This window comes from Bradyrhizobium betae, assembly GCF_050632175.1.
Classification (GTDB): Bacteria; Pseudomonadota; Alphaproteobacteria; order Rhizobiales; family Xanthobacteraceae; genus Bradyrhizobium; species Bradyrhizobium betae_B.
The window spans coordinates 4,461,617-4,477,986 of record NZ_CP192576.1 but is presented as its reverse complement, the minus strand read 5'-3'; the positions used below and the strand labels follow the sequence as shown (position 1 = coordinate 4,477,986).

Here is a 16,370-nt window from a genome sequence, read left to right as displayed (position 1 = left end):
CACGCGAAGCGTGAGCTACGGTGCGCAATTGCGCACCTGAGAATCCATAACCACGATCGGGAGTATGGATTCCGGGCTCGCGCCTGACGGCGCGCCCCGGAATGACGGTGGAGAGAGAAGCGCCGGCCTTAATCCGGCCGGACCATCTCGAACATGTTTTCCGGCTTGATCTCGAAATAGTCGCCGCGGCGTCCCGCGCGCACGATCGGGCGAGCGGCGGCGGTCTGGTAGACGCCGTCCTTGATCATGGCCTTGTCGATGTGGACGGCGACGACCTCGCCGAGCGTCAGCCAGGCATCGGCCTCCTTGCCGTCGGCACCCTTGAGGCGGACGATGTCGGACACCTTGCACTCGAAGGCGACCGGGCTCTCGCCGACACGCGGCACGTTGACGAGCTTGCCGGGTACGGCGGTGAGGCCCGCGAGTTCGAACTCGTCGACCTCGGGTCCGACATGTGCGGCGGTCGCGTTCATGTGCCTGGCGAGGTCCATCGTGGCCAGATTCCAGACGAACTCGCCGGTCTGCTGCATATTCTCGACGGTGTCCTTCCAGTTGGTGGAAGAGAAACCGATGATCGGCGGCACGTAGCAGAAGGCGTTGAAGAAGCTGTAGGGCGCTAGATTGACGTGGCCCTTGGTGTCGCGTGAGGAGATCCAGCCGATCGGCCGCGGCGCGATGATGGCGTTGAAGGGATCGTGCTTGAGGCCGTGGCCTTTGGAGGGCTCGTAGAAGTACAGGTCTTTGTCGGTCACGCTGGCTTTCCCCTGCCCGTCATTGCCTGCCACCAGCCGGTCGGTCTGGGGCGTTGAGCCTGCTTACAGGAGAAATTCCCCGCCCGTCAGGGGCGCGGGGACAGACCCGCGATGACGAAATCGATCATCTGGTCGATGGTCGGGCCGGGCTTGGTGGTGCACTGGGCGATCATCTGGGGGTGGAAGAAGCGCATCATCGCGGTGCAGGCGCAGAGTGCGGCCAGTTGCAGGTCCGGCGCCTCGAATTCGCCGGTGGCAACTCCCTGCGCGATCACCTGGCCGACAACCCCGCCAATGCACTCCATATGGTTCACGCAGACGTCCCAGTCTTCCTGCATCGCGATCTCGACCATCTCATGCAGCTTGTTGTCACCGACATAGCGCTCGGTGTTCATGCGATGGATGGTGGTGAGCAACTCGCGGAAGCGCGGGAGGACGGGCCCCGGCCGCGCCACGATCCGCTGCGCCTCCAGCTCGACCTCGCCCATCAGCGAACGGGCCACCGCCTGATGGATCGCCTTCTTCGATTCGAAGAAGCGATAGACATTGGCGGGGCTCATCCTGAGCTCCTTGGCGATGTCCCCGACCGTGGTCTTCTGATAGCCGATCTGACGGAACAGCCGCTCGGCCACCTCGAGAATACGATCCCGGGTGTCGCCTTCGATATGTTCCGAAATAAGGGCCATCAATCAGGACTCGTTTGCCAGCAGTCTTCTCATTTATTCAGCCGCTTCAGCAAGCGGAATTGCGGGATGCTCATCGCTGCCATGCTGCGACGCAGCGGATTGATCGGGAGTCCCCGCCTCATCCAGGCTCTTCCTGAACCACAGGGCATAGAGGCCCGGCAGGTACAGCAGCGTCAAGAATGTTGCGACGAACAGGCCTCCCATGATCGTGATCGCCATCGGGCCCCAGAAGGCCGAGCGCGACAGCGGGATCATGGCGAGGATCGCGGCGAGCGCCGTCAGCACCACCGGCCGGGCGCGGCGAACGGTTGCCTCCACGATCGCCTCGCGCCGGGTCAGGCCGTGCGAGACGTCGGTCTCGATCTGATCGACCAGGATGACCGTGTTGCGCATGATCATGCCGGCGAGCGCGATCAGGCCAAGCAACGCCACGAAGCCGAACGGGGCATTGGCGAGATTGAGGCCGAACGAGGCGCCGACGATGCCGAGCGGCGCGGTCAGGAACACCAGGATCAGGCGCGAGAAGCTTTGCAGCTGGATCATGAGCAACGTCAGCATCACCATGACCATCAGCGGGAAGAGGACGAAGATCGAGGCGTTGCCCTTGGCGGACTCCTCGAACGCGCCACCCGGCTCGATCCGGTAGGCCGGCTCGAGGTGATCCTGGATCGCCTTCAGCTTCGGCGTGATCTGACTGGTGACGTCGGGAGCCTGCACGCCGTCGACGACGTCGGAGCGCACGGTGATCGCCATGTCGCGGTTGCGCCGCCACAGGATCGGCTCCTCGTGGGCATACTCGATCTTGGCGATCTGCTGCAGCGGCACGGCGACGCCGTTGCGGGAGGTGATGGTGAGATCACCGACGCCGCCGAGATCGAGACGTTCGGACGGGATCGCGCGGGCCACCACGGCGACCTTCTCGATGCCGTCGCGGATGGTCGTGACCTGCGCACCCGAGATCAGCATCGCAAGCGCCTGCGACACGTCCTGCGGGGTCAGGCCCATGGCGCGGGCGCGGTCCTGGTCGACGACCAGCTTGAGGTAGGGCGACTGCTCGTTCCAGTCGAGCTGGACGTCCTTGACGTTCTTGTTCTGCCGCATGACGTCGCGAACCTGGTAGGCGATCTCGCGCACCTTGTTGGCATCGGGCCCGATCACGCGGAACTGGACAGGGAAGCCGACCGGCGGACCAAAATTGAAGCGGTCGACACGCACGCGCGCCTCGCTCAACATGCCGTCGGCGGCGGCCTTCTCGATCTTGGCCTTGATGCGTTCACGCGCCTCGACGCCCTTGGCGACGATGACGATCTCGGCGAAGGCCTCGTTCGGCAGTTGCGGGTTGAGGCCGAGCCAGAAGCGCGGCGAGCCCTGGCCGACATAGGACGTATAGGTCTCGATGTCCTTGTCGTCCTTCAGCAGCGTCTCGGCCTGCTTCACCGACTTCTCGGTGACGTTGAAGGCGGTGCCCTCCGGCAGGCGCAGCTGGAGGAACAGCTCGGGCCGCTCCGACAGCGGGAAGAACTGCTGCTGGACATGGCCGAAGCCGACGATCGAGGCGATGAAGATGCCGACGGTCGCGACCACGACGGTGATGCGGTGGTTGACGCACCACTGCACGATGGCGCGCAGCCCCCGATACATCCGGGTCTCGTAGACCGCGTGCGGGTCGTGATTCTGGTGGACCTTGATGTTGGGCAGCAGCATGACGCCGATATAGGGCGTGAAGATCACCGCCACGAACCAGGAGGCGACCAGCGCGATCGCCACGATCCAGAAGATGCTGCCGGCATATTCGCCGACCGCGGAATTGGCAAAGCCGATGGGGAGGAAGCCGGCGGCCGTGACCAGCGTTCCCGTCAGCATCGGAAACGCCGTTGATTCCCAGGCAAATGACGCAGCCCGGAAGCGGTCCCAGCCCTGCTCCATCTTCACCACCATCATCTCGACCGCGATGATGGCATCATCCACCAGCAGGCCGAGCGCGATGATCAGCGCGCCGAGCGTGATGCGGTGCAGATCGAGCGACATCGTGTTCATGACGATGAAGACGATGCCCAGCACCAGCGGCACCGACAGCGCCACCACGATGCCGGTACGCCAGCCCAGCGCCAGGAACGAGACGAACAGCACGATGACGAGCGCTTCCATGAAGGAGTGCACGAACTCGCCGACCGCGTGCTCGACCACCTTGGGCTGGTCGGCGATCAGCTTGACGTCGATGCCCTGCGGCACGGCCTTCATGAACTCGGCGGTGGCCTTTTCGACCTCCTTGCCGAGCTCGAGGATGTTGGCGCCCTTGGCGGTGACGACGCCGATGCCGATCGCAGCCTTCCCCTCCTGACGGACGATGAAGCTCGGCGGATCAACATAGCCATGGGTGACGGTCGCAATATCGCCCAGACGAAACACGCGGCCGTTGCTTTCGACCGGCGTTTCGGCGACAGCCTTGGCACCGTCGAGCGCGCCGGTGACGCGCAGCGGCACGCGCTGCGACGAGGTCTCGACCGTGCCGGCAGGCGTCACGTTATTCTGCTTGGCGAGCAGAATCGAACAGCGCCTGCGGCGTGATGCCGAGGGTCGCGAGCTTTGCGTGGCTGAACTCGACGAAGATGCGCTCGTCCTGATTGCCGTAGACGTCGACCTTGGTCACGCCCGGCACCTTCAGCAGGCGCTGGCGGAAGCCTTCGGAGACCTTCTTGAGCTGGGCGTAGTCGGCGCCGTCGCCGGTCATCATGTAGAGAATGGAATCGACGTCGGAGAACTCGTCGTTGACGACCGGGCCGAGGATGCCCGAGGGCAACTGGCCTTGCACGTCGGCGAGCTTCTTGCGCAGAAGATAGAAGAGATACGGCACGTCCTTCGGCGGCGTGGAGTCGCGGAAGGTCACCTGAAGCGCCGTGAAGCCGGGTTTGGAATACGTCTGCACCTTCTCGAAGTAAGGCAGTTCCTGGATTTTCTTCTCGATGGGATCGGCGACCTGCGCCTGCATCTCCTGGGCGGTCGCGCCCGGCCAGAGTACGGAGACGTTGACCACCTTCACCGTGAAGAACGGGTCTTCGGCACGTCCGAGCTTCTGATAGGAGAAGAAGCCGGCGACGCCGAGCACCAGCATCAGGAAGAGAACCAGCGTCTGGTGGCTGACGGCCCAGGCCGAAAGGTTGAAGCGCTTCATCGCACTCTCCGAAAGACGGTCCAGTTGCAGAAAACGACAGCCACTCTGTTCAAACCGTCGTCGCGAGGCAGCGAAGCAATCCAGGGGGCTGGGCAGGTTCTGGATCGCTTCGCCGCTTCAGCCTTCGCATTTGCGCTCGGGCCGAAACTCACCTCGCACGACGAAACTCGTAAGAAATATCTAGAAAGACAACGACGACACGATCCGCACCTTCTGGCCCGGATCGAGCTTCTGTACGCCGAGGGCCACGATCTTGGCGCCCTCGTCCACACCGCTGGTGATGATGACGTCGTTGCTCTCGTAGGACTTCACCACGACGGGCTTCAGCGTGACGGCGCCGTTGTCGTCGACGACGTAGAAGGAAGGCTTGCCGCCTTCGTTGAACAACGCCGACAGCGGCAGCCGTGCAACGCGCTCGGTGGCGGCATCCGACAGCGTCAGCGTCGCGGTCATGCCGAGCGACACCTTGTCGTCGGCCTCGGGCAGTGAAAATTTCGCGAGATAGGTGCGCGTAGCGGAATCCGCGGTGGGCGCGATCTCGCGCAGCTTGGCCGCGTACTTCTTGCCCGGCTCCGACCAAAGAGTGACGCTGGCGGCGCCCGACTTGGCACGTCCGACCAGCGTCTCAGGGATCGCGACGACCGCTTCCTTTTCGGCAAAGCGGGCGACGCGGATCGAAGTCTGGCCTGCGGCAACCACCTGGCCGGGTTCGATCAGCGTTGCGGTGACGACGCCACGGGCGTCGGCGTTGAGCGTCGCGTAGGAAAGGGAATTCTTGGTCAGCTCGACCGAGCGCTCGGCCCGGTTCAGGCGCGCCCGGGCCTCGTCGGCCGCGGCGCGACTCGAATCCAGCTGGGCATCGGTGGTCCAGCCCTTGGCCTTCAGATCCTTGGCGCGCTGCTCGGCAGCGGCGGCCTGGGCCAGCACGCCGGTCGCGGCAGTCTGCTCGGCGACGGACTGCTCGGCCTGGAGCTTCAAATCGACCTCGTCGAGGGTCGCGAGCGGCTGGCCGATCTCGACGGTCTGACCGACCTCCACCAAGCGCTTGGCGACCTTGCCGGCAACACGGAAACCGAGGTCGCTCTCGATCCGCGGCCTGATGGTGCCGACGAAGCTGCGCTCCGGTGTCTCGGCATCATAATGCGCGGTCGCGACCAGAACCGGCCGCGGCGGCTCCGCCTTTTCAGCGACGGTGTCATTGCACCCGGCCAGCGCGGCGGCCATCAGGGCCAGCGACACACCCGCCAAGAGCTTGGAGTAGCTGAATAAAACTGACCGAACGAACATCGGAGGACACTCCTGCGGCTGCAATGCAGGGAATGTCGACTAACTACTGACGAAAGTCAATAATCGTCAGTCATCAGGAAAGCGTGATCGTTAAGGGGTGGTAAGGATTGGGATGATCAACGCCAAGACGGTGCCATCGTACGGTGGGCCCGCGAAGCGTGCCCACCGTTGCACTCGATGAAGCTGGGAAAATTGTGCGCTCAGAAATGTGCGCCTTTGGGCAAGTTCTACCAGGCTCCGCTCTATCGCCCCTGCTCCGCGAACTCGTGCTTGCTCTCGTGGCCGCCGATGAAAACCAAAATGCCGGCCAGCAGAGGCAGCACGGCGAGCACGAGCAAGCCGGTCGAGGTCTGGCCGGTGGCTTCCTTGACCCAGCCGATCAGATAGGGACCGCCGAAGCCGGCGAGGTTGCCGATCGAGTTGATCAGCGCAATGCCGCCGGCGGCGGCAGTACCGGAGAGCCAGGCGGTCGGCAGCGTCCAGAACACACCGAAGCAGCAGAACACGCCGATCGCAGCCACGGTCAGCACAACCATCGTCATGGTGGGATCGGTGAGATAGGAGGACACGCCGAGCGCGACGGCGGTGAGCAACAGCGGCGCGCCGACATGCATCACGCGCTCGCGCGTCGCATCTGAATGCCGCGCCCACAGGATCATTGCAACCGTGCCGAACAGATACGGGATCGCGGTCACGAAGCCGGTCTGCGCGTTGGTGAGGCCGAACGCCTTGACGATCTGCGGCAGCCAGAACTGCATGCCATAGAGCGCGCCGACGAAGCCAAAATAGACCAGGCTCAGCATGATCACCTTCGGCGAGGACAGCGCCTCGCCGAGCGACAGATGCTTTACCGCCTGCTTGGCGGCAATCTCGGAATCGAGCCTGGTCTGGAGCCAGGTCTTCTGCTCGGCGGAGAGCCAATCCGCCTTCTCCGGCTTGTCGGTGAGGTAGAACCAGGTGACGATGCCGAGCAGCACCGAGGGGATACCCTCGATGATGAACAGCCACTGCCAGCCCTTCAGGCCCATCGCCCCGTCGAGCCCGAGCAGCAGGCCCGAGACCGGCGCGCCGATCAGGGTCGAGACCGGCACGGCGATGGCGAAGGCCGCGAGGAAGCGCGCGCGATATTCGGCCGGGTACCAGTAGGTGAGATAGAGGATGATGCCGGGGAAGAAACCGGCTTCGGCGACGCCGAGCAAAAAGCGCAGGACGTAGAAGCTGGTGACACCGCTCGTGAGCGCCATCAACGCCGAGATGATGCCCCAGGTCACCATGATGCGGGCGATCCAGCGGCTGGCGCCGAACTTCTCCAGCGCCAGGTTACTCGGCACCTCGAAGATGAAATAGCCGATGAAGAAGATGCCGGCGCCCCAGGAGAAGATCAGCGGCGTGAACTTCAGCTCGGCATTCATGGTCAGCGCGGCGAAGCCGAGATTGACGCGGTCGAGATAGGAGAAAAAGTAGGCCAGCACCAGGAACGGTATCAGGCGCCAGGAGATGGCGCGGATGGTCGAGGTCTCGATCTCCGACTTCGCGGCACCGGAACCGGCATCGATCGTGGTCTGGCTCATGACTTTTCCCCCAAGGGTTGTTGCTTTTATGGGCTGATCCGGGGTTTTGAGCATCGCCGCAAAAGAGTCAATGGAGCGAGCAATGCAAGGCGCGGCCGGATGATCCCGGTGCCGACAGCAACGAGTTTCACTCGTCCAATTGAAACCGCTCGAACCGATCGAGCTCTTCCTCGATCACTTGCTTGAATTCCTTGCGCCGCGCCGTCTTCTTCCCCTGCCCGACCCAGGTCCATTTCTGCATCAGCAGCTTCTTGCCCTGCCGGTCGGTCTTGAGGTCGAGCGCGGCGACGATCTCGTCGCCGACCAGCACGGGCAGCGCGAAATAGCCGAGCTTGCGCCTTGCCTTCGGCACATAGGCTTCGAAAAGATGATTGTAGCCGAAGATGAGATTGGTGCGCTTGCGCTGGATGATCAGGGGATCGAACGGCGAGAGGATATGAACGAGATCCGGCGACACTTCGCCGGGCTCCAGCGCCGCGGGCGCTGCCCAATGCTCCTGCTTGCCGGCGCCGTCGATCGCGACAGGCACGAGCTCGCCGCGGCGGACACGTGAGGCGATCAGGCCCGCCACCGCCTGCTTGCTGAGCGCATCGAGGTGGCAGATCGAATCCAGGCTGACCACGCCCTGTGACCGCAGCGCGCGATCGAGCAGATAGGCCGTGATCTCCCGCGCCGACGCCGGCTTCGGCAGCCTGTCCCAGCCGAAATGACGCGTCATCAGCTCGTAGGTCTTGAGCATGCCCTGGCGCTCGCTGACGGTCGCGACGCCGGTATAGAAGGCGAGCTGCAACGCGCGCTTCGAGGGCTTTCGGCTCTGCCAGAGGTGCTCCTTCTCGGTGAGCACGTCGTCCTCGATGTCGCGGATCGTCAGCGGGCCGGCGCGCAGCAGCCGCATCACCTTGCGCGTGTCCGCCGGCGTCACTGAGGCGTACCATCTGTGGCCCTCGCGCCGGTGCTCGCGCATCGCCGGCAGGAAGAAGCGAAAATCGTTCGAGGGAACGTAGGAGAGCGCATGCGTCCAGTATTCGAACACACTCCTGTCGACGCTCTGGGCCTGGCGCAGGTCGGCGCGACGGTAGGACGGAATGCGGCTGAACAGGATGTGGTGATGACAGCGCTCGATCACGTTGATGGTGTCGATCTGCACATAGCCGAGATGGGCAACTGCATCCGTCACGGCTGCCGCGCCCTCCCCAAACGGAGCGCGCGCATCCAGCCGCTGGGCATGCAGCCAGATCTGCCGGGCCTGTGTCGTGGTGAGCGGGATCGGTTTGAGCGCGCGTGACATTGCAGACAGCAATGTAGCTGGATTCGCGCGACGGAAAAGGAGGGACCAAGGAGGCGACCCAAGAAAAGCCGCGCTGCCAACTGCTGCCAGCGCGGCTGGATCATGCGCGCGACCCGCGCCTATTTCATCGACATCGCCTTCTGCGACTTCATGTAGTGCATGCAGGCGCTCTTCATCTTGCCATTGCTCATGTCGGTGTTGGCCATCGCCATTTCCTTGTTCGCCGCCATCTTGGCCGGCGTGTCGGGTGTGCCGCCCATCATGGCGGCAGACTTCATCATGTTGTCCTTGGTGCATGCCATCATCGCGGCGGATGCGGGCGACAGGGAAAGAGCGAGAGCACCAAGGGCTGCGGCGGCAAGCAAGATCTTCATCGAAACGTCTCCGTAAAAGCCAGACCGGCGCCATGCCGGTATGCGTTAGTACGTTTCTCGAGAAAGAACGTTTCGTGGAGAACAGAACTTCCCTCGCTGCAGTGCGAAGGGGAAGAGCGATCAGCGCACGCCGTTCGGCGTTTTGGAGCGGTCGCCAACGCTGCCTGTGGCAACGTCCGGCTCGCAGATGGCCTTGCCCCGCCCTTCCGCCTGGCAGCGATAGACGCTGCCGGTGAGGCGGTCGACCAGCCACATATTCTCGTCGTTCGGCCCGTCGAGTCCGACATAGCGACTGGTCAGCCCCGTGATCAGAGTCGAGAGCAGGATCGCCACCGCGATCATCGCCGCACCGATATAGACGGGCATGGAGGTCAAGGAGTCGGTCCGATCCGGCGGGCCACTGCGATAGAACTGGTAGTCACTTGGCCTCGGCACTGGACGGAACTCGCCTCCCCCGATTCACAGCTTCGATAACCCCTGCTAGGCCTGCATCGGGCCGAAAGCTTGTTCGCAGGCGGGCCATGCCGCGACGGCTTTGCGACGATCGAGGTGAACAGGTTTCCAAAGCAGAAGCGGCCCGTTTGGGGCCGCTCCGCGCCTTGTGGTGGCCAAATCAGCGATGGAACAAGCCACCCATCATGTGGCCGAACAGATTGCCCGGGCCGCCGCCTCCGCCGCCGTGAGAGCGACGACCACCGCCGGAGGAGCGGCGGCGCGCGGGCTCGTCGGTGGAGTCGTCAGAGGCCACACGGCTGGAGACGATCTCGGACTGCATCGCCTTGTGCTGGAGCTTGTTGAGATAGCCGGTCGTGGGGTAGCCGCGCGCGGCCTGCCAGCGCCTGATCACGGACCGGGTCTCCTCGTCGAACTTGCCGGTTGCCTTGACGTCGAAGCCGAGACCGGTGAGGCGGCGCTGCACGTCGCGGCGCTGGTTCTTGTCGAGACCAACCTGGTCTTCGGCGATCTGGTCAGCCGTATCCGTGAAGGTCGCGGGATCGATTCCTACGGTGAGGTTGCGCGTCGTCGTGGACGGACCGTCCTGCAGCGCGGCGATGCGGGCGAGCGCCAGCGGCTTGAAGGTGCCGTTCGGATAGTTGGTGAGATAGGCGTTGAGCTCCTCGACCTTGTTGGTGTCCTTGATCGAGCGCCAGAACTCGAGCTCGACTTCGCCGGCCTGGGCGACGGTCGCTGGCGCGGCAGCGTCCGACGCGGTGGCCGCGGCCGGGTTGAGAAAAACCGTGCCGGTGAGATTGGTGTGGCCCCAGGGCAGCTGCGCCTTGCCCGTCTCGTCGTTGACCTGGGCGCGAACCTTGGTCATGGCCTGCTGGATCTCGAGGCCGGGAGACGCGATGTTCGCAATGAGCGCGCGGGTAAAGGGGCTGTTGGTGCCGGCCTCGCCGTCGAGGGCAGTCTGGCCGGGACCGGTGGCGAACGCGATCAGCGTGCCCTCGCCGGACTTCATCTCGGCAAGGCCGCTGGCCACGTTGACGGATCGCGTTGCCTTGGCCGAGCGGATCTTTGCGGCGAAGGGATTGTCGCGGCAGGCGTCGAGGAACACCAACTTCACCTTGGCATCCGCCATGGTCTGCTCGAGCGTGAGATCGACATTGATGGCAGCGCCGAGCTTGACGTCCATCTCGGATTTGAGGTCGGCATCGACAGGCAGCAGATAATTGGTGCCGTTCACCGCGATGCCGTGGCCGGCATAAAAGAACAGCGCCACATCGGCGCCTTCGCTCTTCTTGCCGAATTCGAGCAGCTTTGCCGTCATGGCGTCGCGGGTGAGATTGGCACCCTCGACCACGTCGAAGCCGACATTGCGCAGCACCCGGGCCATCGACTTGGCGTCGATCGCCGGATTCGGGAGCTGCGGGACATTCTTGTACGCGGCGTTGCCGACAACAAAGGCGACGCGTTTGTCGGCGTACGCCGCGTTACCAGTGAACACGAAAGCCGCCAGAGACATTGCCGCGAGCAGGAAACGCATGGTCTTTCTCCCCAGATCAAGAACCACCGATGGCCGCAGTGTGATCTCTTCCACGGAAGTCGAATGTGATTTAGATCACGTTGGTACCGCAACGGCTCGAACGGGCCTCAAAAAAACGCGACAATCCCTGTTGGCGCCGTAGCCCCCGCAGTCCTTTTGGAAGCAAAACACCCCGGTCGTGCGCCCGAACGCCGCCAAATGAGTTAGAATGAATTCGGAGGCCTTTCGGCCAGCGTGACCAGGATCACATCAAGGCCTTTGAACCTTCCCTATGCTCGCAGCATCAAATCGCCATCAGGCGTAACAGCGAGGATACCACGATGACCCGTTTTGATAAGTTCTTTGCACTGAAGGCGATTACTCTCACCGCCGCGCTGTCGATGACGGCGGGCCTGGCCCTGGCCGGCGACAATGTCTCGTCGGACAAGATCCTGGATGCGTTGAAGCCGAAGCCGGCGACGCGCGGCCTGTCCGTCGGGCCGCAGGCCGATCCGGCGGTGCAGGCCAAGGAATCGACCTTCCTGAACACCGTGCGCAACCGCTCCACCCGGTCGCTCTCCACGGGCGAGCGTGAGCAGATCGCCGAGCTGGCTGCGACCAAGCCGAAGATCGATCTGGAGATCCAGTTCGATTACAACTCGGCCGACATCGCCAAGACCTCGGTGCCGTCGGTGCAGGCGCTCGGCAAGGCCCTGGCCGACCCGTCGCTGAAGGGCTCGACCTTCGTGGTCGCCGGCCACACCGATGCGGTCGGCACCGAAGAGTACAATCAAGGGCTGTCCGAACGTCGGGCCGACACCATCAAGAAATACCTGGTGCAGAACTACGGCCTCAACGGCACCGATCTCGTCACGGTCGGCTACGGCAAGACCAAGCTGAAAGACACCGCCAACGGCGCCGACCCGATCAACCGCCGCGTCCAGGTGGTGAACATGGAAGCCAAGACGACGGCGTCGAAGTGATTTAGTGACGAACCCTGCCTGTCGCATCGCGGCAGGCAGTCGGGTAACCGTCGCTCATACTGGCGTCGGTACGCCGAGCGCCTCCCGCACCAGCCGGGCAAGCTCCGCCTTGCGGTAGGGCTTTTCCAAAATCAGGGCACCCTGCCGGACGTGACCGTTCGCCGCCAGCGTCTCTAGGGCATATCCTGACGTCAGTAGCACGCGCAGCTCGGGATTTGCCTTGCGTGCGAGACCCGCAAGCTCCCATCCATTCACGCCCCCGGGCATCACAACATCGGTGAACAGCAAATCGACATGGGGCGCAGCCGCGAGCATCTGCAAGGCCTCCCTGCCATCGATAGCGGAGATCACCCTGTAGCCGAGGCTCTCCAGACTCATCACCGCGTAGGATCGAACGAACGGATCGTCCTCGACCACCAGCACGATTTCGGAGCCGCTCTGTGCCATCTCCTTCTCGATCGCCAGCGGCACGCTCTGCGTCTTCGTCATCACGGCCGGAAGATAGATCCGCACGGTCGTCCCCAGGCCCGGTTCGCTGTAGATCGTGACGTGCCCGTTGGACTGCTTGGCAAAGCCGTAGACCATGCTGAGCCCCAGCCCACTGCCCTTGCCGACCTCCTTGGTGGTGAAGAACGGCTCGAATGCGCGTTCCAGCACACGCTTCGGCATGCCGGAACCGGTGTCGGTCACGGCGATCACGACATACTCGCCGGGCCCGACCTCGGGATGTACGTTGTGATCGCCTGTATCGAGCGATGCATTCGCCGCCGAGATGGTCAGGCGCCCGCCTGATGCCATCGCGTCCTGGGCGTTCAGGGCGAGGTTGAGAATCGCCGATTCGAGCTGCACGGGATCGGCGAAGGCATGCCGGAGTGCGGGATCGGACAGCGTGGAAATCTCGATATCCTCGCGGAGCGTTCGTCGCAGCAGCTTGTACATGGACTCGATGAGCTTGTCGCATTCGGTCTCCACCGGCCTCAGCAACTGCTTGCGGCTGAAGGCCAGCAGGCGCTGCGTCAATTCGGCACCGCGCTCGCCGGCGCTACAGATGTCGTCGGCCAGCCGCTTCAAATCCCCCCGCGACACCAACTGCTCGGCCAGATGTTCGGCATTGCCAACGATCACGGTGAGGAGGTTGTTGAAATCATGGGCGATGCCGCCAGAGAGCTGCCCGACCGCCTCCATCTTTTGGGCCTGCATCAGTTGGGCCTCCGTGCGCTTGCGATCGGTCAGGTCATGGATCATGCCGACGAAGATGGACGAGCCGTCCTGCTTGGCCTCGCCGACCGAAAGATCCATCGGGAAGGTGGAGCCGTCCTTGCGCTGGCCGATCACCTCGCGACCGATGCCGATGATCTTCTTCTCGCCCGTAGCGAGGAAATTGCGAATATAACCGTCATGCCCGGAGCGGTACGGCTCCGGCATCAGCATCCGAACGTTCTGCCCGAGGACTTCGTCGTCGCGATATTTGAAAAGCCTTTCGCAGGCCGGATTGAACTTCAGGATGTTGCCGTCGGAATCGATCAGGATCACACCATCGACGGCGGTGTCGACGACCGCGCGCAGCCGGGCCGCGCTCTCACGCAGCTCTCGCTCGACTCTCTCCCGCTCGGTGAGGTCGTGAATGATGCCGACGAAGATCGGCTCGCCAACCGCCTGTGCAGTCTCGCCGACCGAGAGATGCATCAGGAAGGTCGAGCCGTCCTTGCGCCGCCCCACCACCTCGCGGCCGATCCCGATAATCTGGCGGACACCGCTGGAATGATAGTTGTGCAGATACCCATCATGGGCGTCGCGATAGGAGGGCGGCATCAGAACCTTGACGTTCTCGCCGATGACCTCGCTCGCGGGATAGCCGAACAGCTTTTCGCAGGCTGGATTGAACATCAGGACGCGACCGCGCGCATCGATCAGGATCACGCCGTCGACCGCGGTGTCGACGACGGCGCGCAGCCAGTCGGAATTGGAACGGTCAGGTCCAGCGATGCCGTCTTCCATGCTCACCTGGCGAGTCTCTCCGGCTCCGACCGACGCCCGCCAGTCCACACGCCTTGATTGATTCCGGCAAGCGAATTCTACCGGCTCTGTGCACGATGGCAGGCATTAGATCCAGCTCTGGAACAGCATGAGCCGGTTGAAGGTCTGCATCGACGTGCCGACGAAGGCCGCCGAGATCGGCAGCATCACCGCAAAGCCGATGGCGGCGAGGCCGACATAGGCCCATAGCAGCCAGCGCGGCAGGCCCTCCCGACGCAACACATAGACCAGCGCGAGCGACGCGACCGTTGCGGCCGGCAGATAGTAGTAGATGAAGCCCAGCGTACGCGGCAGCAAGGCCCAGGCGAGCCAGCAGCCGAAATAGAACACCGCAATCAGGAACGCATCCCAGCGGCGCGTCACGATGAAATCGCGCAGCACGATCGCGAGCGCGACCAGCGCCGGCCACAGCACCAGCGGGTTGCCGAGAAAGACGATCGCCGAGACATTGTCTTCCGTCGTCTTGTCGAACAGAAACCACACCGGGCGGGCGAGCAGCGGCCAGGATGGCCAAGAGCTCATATAGGTATGGCCGGCGATCGCGGTGGTGGTGTTGTCTGCAAAGATCCGGCGCTGCGCCTCGATCAGGTCCGTTAGCGACAACCCATAGAGTGGAACGAACGTGGCAAGATATGTCATCGCCGGCAGGACGGCGAAGCAGAGCGCGGCATGCTGCACCCGAAAATCGGGCCAGAGATCGGGGCGATACCAATCGCCCGGCCTCGCGTCGGCGAACAGCGTGCGCCAGCCCTGCATCAGGCGGATCACCGCAACGATGACGATGCAGATTCCGAGCGGGAACAGCCCGCTCCATTTGCAGGCCGCGGCAAGACCGAACAACGCACCCGCCAGCGCGAACGACGCATGCGGGCGCTGCCTTCGAAAGCCATGCTTGAAGGCTGCGACCGCCAGCAGGCTGAAGCCGAGCGCAAAGATGTCGAGCATCGCGATACGCGCCTGCACGTAGAGCATCTGGTTGAAGGCCGCGATCAGCGTTGCTGCGATCGCCGGTCCTTGTGCCGAGAACAGCGCCAGCCCGCACAGATAAATCGCGACGATCGCGAGCGCGCCGAACAACGCCGCCGGATAGCGCCAGCCGAGCGCATTGTCGCCGAAGGCCGCGATCGACGCCGCCATCAGCTCCTTGGCCAGCGGCGGATGCATCGGATTGAGCATCGGCTGCGACATCGCCGGTGCAAGCATCTGCCGTGCAGCGGGCACGTAATGCACCTCGTCGAAAACGAACTTCTCCGGCGTCGTCAGGCCGATCAACAGTGCAAGATGGGCAACCAGGAAAATCGCGACAGCATACACTGCGCTCCGCGACATCCTCGGAACCGCAGGCAGATCGAGCGACATGGGGGGGACGTTTTGCGTGGCAAATCTGCTTCACCGTGGAGAAAAATCTGGCTGGCACTTTTCATTGAACGCATTCTGCCGCAACTGTCACTAAGGATAACGCTCGTCCCGCGCCCTTTGTGATAATTCCGCCACGAAGCGCGCGCGGTCCGGTACGATCAGGGACCAACGATCGGTTGTGAAATGAATTTGCGTTTCTGGCTCTTCCCTACACTGTTGGCGGCCGTTGTAGGCGCGTCGCCTTGCGCGCAGGCGCAGACGCGCGTCGGCGAAGCCGTTGTGATCCAGAACGAAGTCGTGCGCGTCGCCGCAAGCACGACGCCGATCAATGTCGGCGACAGCATGCTGCGCGACGAGACCGTGCGCACCGGTGCCGACAGCGCGGCACGCTTCGTCATGGCCGACAGCACCAACCTGTCGCTGGGGCCGAGCGCGACGCTCAAGCTCGACCGCACCGTCTTCAACGACGAGCACAGCTATCGCGACGTCGCGATCCGCATGACCACGGGCGCCTTCCGTTTCGTCACCGGACATTCGGAAAAGACTGCCTACAAGATCACGACGCCGCTTGCGACCATCGGCGTGCGCGGCACCACGCTCGACATCCTGTCCCAGCGCGGGCGCTCCGTCGTCGTGCTTCAGGACGGTGCGGCCAGCGTCTGCACGACCAGCCTCCAATGCGTGCAGCTCACCCAGCCGGGCGATACTGCAGTCATCGTTTCGGCCGGCGGCAAAGTCAGCATCACCAAGACCAATACGCCGCCCTGGACCTTTGCCGCCAACTGCGCCGCGAGTGCCGGGCTGTGCTCGGTCAACCAATATGCCGGCGCCTCGCCGACCATCACGCCCGCCGTCAATGACGACGGCATGCTGTGCGGGCGGTGACGATGGCAAC

At 63.6% G+C, this 16,370-nt stretch carries 12 protein-coding genes and 1 pseudogene; 2 read left to right on the top strand and 11 right to left on the bottom strand.

Features of this window, described 5'->3' with window-relative positions; genetic code table 11:
• Window positions 1-128 precede the first annotated feature (128 nt).
• From ACQ86E_RS21570 to ACQ86E_RS21530, 9 genes and pseudogenes are all read right to left on the bottom strand, one after another.
• The gene (locus ACQ86E_RS21570) at window positions 129-752 is read right to left on the bottom strand and encodes a flavin reductase family protein (protein ID WP_431201700.1); all 624 of its coding nucleotides are present in this window, start codon (window positions 750-752) and stop codon (window positions 129-131) included.
• An 86-nt stretch (window positions 753-838) separates the two neighbouring features.
• Complete coding sequence (locus tag ACQ86E_RS21565; protein WP_431201699.1) at window positions 839-1,438, bottom strand: TetR/AcrR family transcriptional regulator; 600 nt, start codon at window positions 1,436-1,438, stop codon at window positions 839-841.
• A 33-nt stretch (window positions 1,439-1,471) separates the two neighbouring features.
• Window positions 1,472-4,610, bottom strand: a pseudogene (locus tag ACQ86E_RS21560) (efflux RND transporter permease subunit).
• 180 nt (window positions 4,611-4,790) lie between these two features.
• On the bottom strand, window positions 4,791-5,897 hold the full coding sequence (locus ACQ86E_RS21555) for an efflux RND transporter periplasmic adaptor subunit (protein WP_431201698.1): 1,107 nt from the start codon (window positions 5,895-5,897) through the stop codon (window positions 4,791-4,793).
• A gap of 242 nt (window positions 5,898-6,139) precedes the next feature.
• The gene (locus ACQ86E_RS21550) at window positions 6,140-7,468 is read right to left on the bottom strand and encodes an MFS transporter (RefSeq protein WP_431201697.1); all 1,329 of its coding nucleotides are present in this window, start codon (window positions 7,466-7,468) and stop codon (window positions 6,140-6,142) included.
• Between the two features lie 127 nt (window positions 7,469-7,595).
• Window positions 7,596-8,756 carry a winged helix-turn-helix domain-containing protein gene (locus ACQ86E_RS21545; RefSeq protein ID WP_431201696.1) on the bottom strand — a complete coding sequence of 387 codons (1,161 nt, stop codon included), beginning with the start codon at window positions 8,754-8,756 and terminating at the stop codon, window positions 7,596-7,598.
• A 119-nt stretch (window positions 8,757-8,875) separates the two neighbouring features.
• Window positions 8,876-9,130: a hypothetical protein gene (locus ACQ86E_RS21540; protein WP_431201695.1), complete on the bottom strand. Its 255-nt coding sequence runs from the start codon at window positions 9,128-9,130 to the stop codon at window positions 8,876-8,878.
• A gap of 120 nt (window positions 9,131-9,250) precedes the next feature.
• Window positions 9,251-9,496: a hypothetical protein gene (locus tag ACQ86E_RS21535; protein ID WP_431206529.1), complete on the bottom strand. Its 246-nt coding sequence runs from the start codon at window positions 9,494-9,496 to the stop codon at window positions 9,251-9,253.
• 247 nt (window positions 9,497-9,743) lie between these two features.
• Window positions 9,744-11,117 (bottom strand): caspase family protein, encoded by a 1,374-nt coding sequence (locus ACQ86E_RS21530; RefSeq protein ID WP_431201694.1) that lies wholly within the window; start codon window positions 11,115-11,117, stop codon window positions 9,744-9,746.
• A 320-nt stretch (window positions 11,118-11,437) separates the two neighbouring features.
• Between ACQ86E_RS21530 and ACQ86E_RS21525 the strand changes: the two genes are divergently transcribed.
• On the top strand, window positions 11,438-12,079 hold the full coding sequence (locus ACQ86E_RS21525) for an OmpA family protein (RefSeq protein ID WP_431201693.1): 642 nt from the start codon (window positions 11,438-11,440) through the stop codon (window positions 12,077-12,079).
• A 54-nt stretch (window positions 12,080-12,133) separates the two neighbouring features.
• On the opposite strand, the gene ACQ86E_RS21520 is transcribed toward ACQ86E_RS21525, so the two are convergent.
• Window positions 12,134-14,077, bottom strand: coding sequence for a PAS domain S-box protein (locus tag ACQ86E_RS21520; protein ID WP_431206528.1), 1,944 nt, complete (start codon window positions 14,075-14,077; stop codon window positions 12,134-12,136).
• A 105-nt stretch (window positions 14,078-14,182) separates the two neighbouring features.
• A complete protein-coding gene (locus ACQ86E_RS21515; protein WP_431201692.1) occupies window positions 14,183-15,445 on the bottom strand; it encodes a phospholipid carrier-dependent glycosyltransferase in 1,263 nt (420 codons plus the stop codon).
• 213 nt (window positions 15,446-15,658) lie between these two features.
• On the opposite strand from ACQ86E_RS21515, the gene ACQ86E_RS21510 reads away from it, so the two are divergent.
• Entirely contained in the window at window positions 15,659-16,360 is a 702-nt protein-coding gene (locus ACQ86E_RS21510; RefSeq protein ID WP_431201691.1) for a FecR family protein, read from the top strand.
• The last annotated feature ends 10 nt before the right edge of the window (window positions 16,361-16,370 follow it).

What these genes read in the sequence shown, in the direction of transcription:
- ACQ86E_RS21525 (WP_431201693.1), top strand. Translation starts at nt 11,438, where the DNA reads ATGACCCGTTTTGATAAGTTCTTTGCACTGAAGGCGATTACTCTCACC.
- ACQ86E_RS21535 (WP_431206529.1), bottom strand. Translation starts at nt 9,496, where the DNA reads ATGCCCGTCTATATCGGTGCGGCGATGATCGCGGTGGCGATCCTGCTC.
- ACQ86E_RS21565 (WP_431201699.1), bottom strand. Translation starts at nt 1,438, where the DNA reads ATGGCCCTTATTTCGGAACATATCGAAGGCGACACCCGGGATCGTATT.
- ACQ86E_RS21545 (WP_431201696.1), bottom strand. Translation starts at nt 8,756, where the DNA reads ATGTCACGCGCGCTCAAACCGATCCCGCTCACCACGACACAGGCCCGG.
- ACQ86E_RS21510 (WP_431201691.1), top strand. Translation starts at nt 15,659, where the DNA reads ATGAATTTGCGTTTCTGGCTCTTCCCTACACTGTTGGCGGCCGTTGTA.
- ACQ86E_RS21555 (WP_431201698.1), bottom strand. Translation starts at nt 5,897, where the DNA reads ATGTTCGTTCGGTCAGTTTTATTCAGCTACTCCAAGCTCTTGGCGGGT.
- ACQ86E_RS21540 (WP_431201695.1), bottom strand. Translation starts at nt 9,130, where the DNA reads ATGAAGATCTTGCTTGCCGCCGCAGCCCTTGGTGCTCTCGCTCTTTCC.
- ACQ86E_RS21550 (WP_431201697.1), bottom strand. Translation starts at nt 7,468, where the DNA reads ATGAGCCAGACCACGATCGATGCCGGTTCCGGTGCCGCGAAGTCGGAG.
- ACQ86E_RS21530 (WP_431201694.1), bottom strand. Translation starts at nt 11,117, where the DNA reads ATGCGTTTCCTGCTCGCGGCAATGTCTCTGGCGGCTTTCGTGTTCACT.
- ACQ86E_RS21520 (WP_431206528.1), bottom strand. Translation starts at nt 14,077, where the DNA reads ATGGAAGACGGCATCGCTGGACCTGACCGTTCCAATTCCGACTGGCTG.
- ACQ86E_RS21515 (WP_431201692.1), bottom strand. Translation starts at nt 15,445, where the DNA reads ATGTCGCGGAGCGCAGTGTATGCTGTCGCGATTTTCCTGGTTGCCCAT.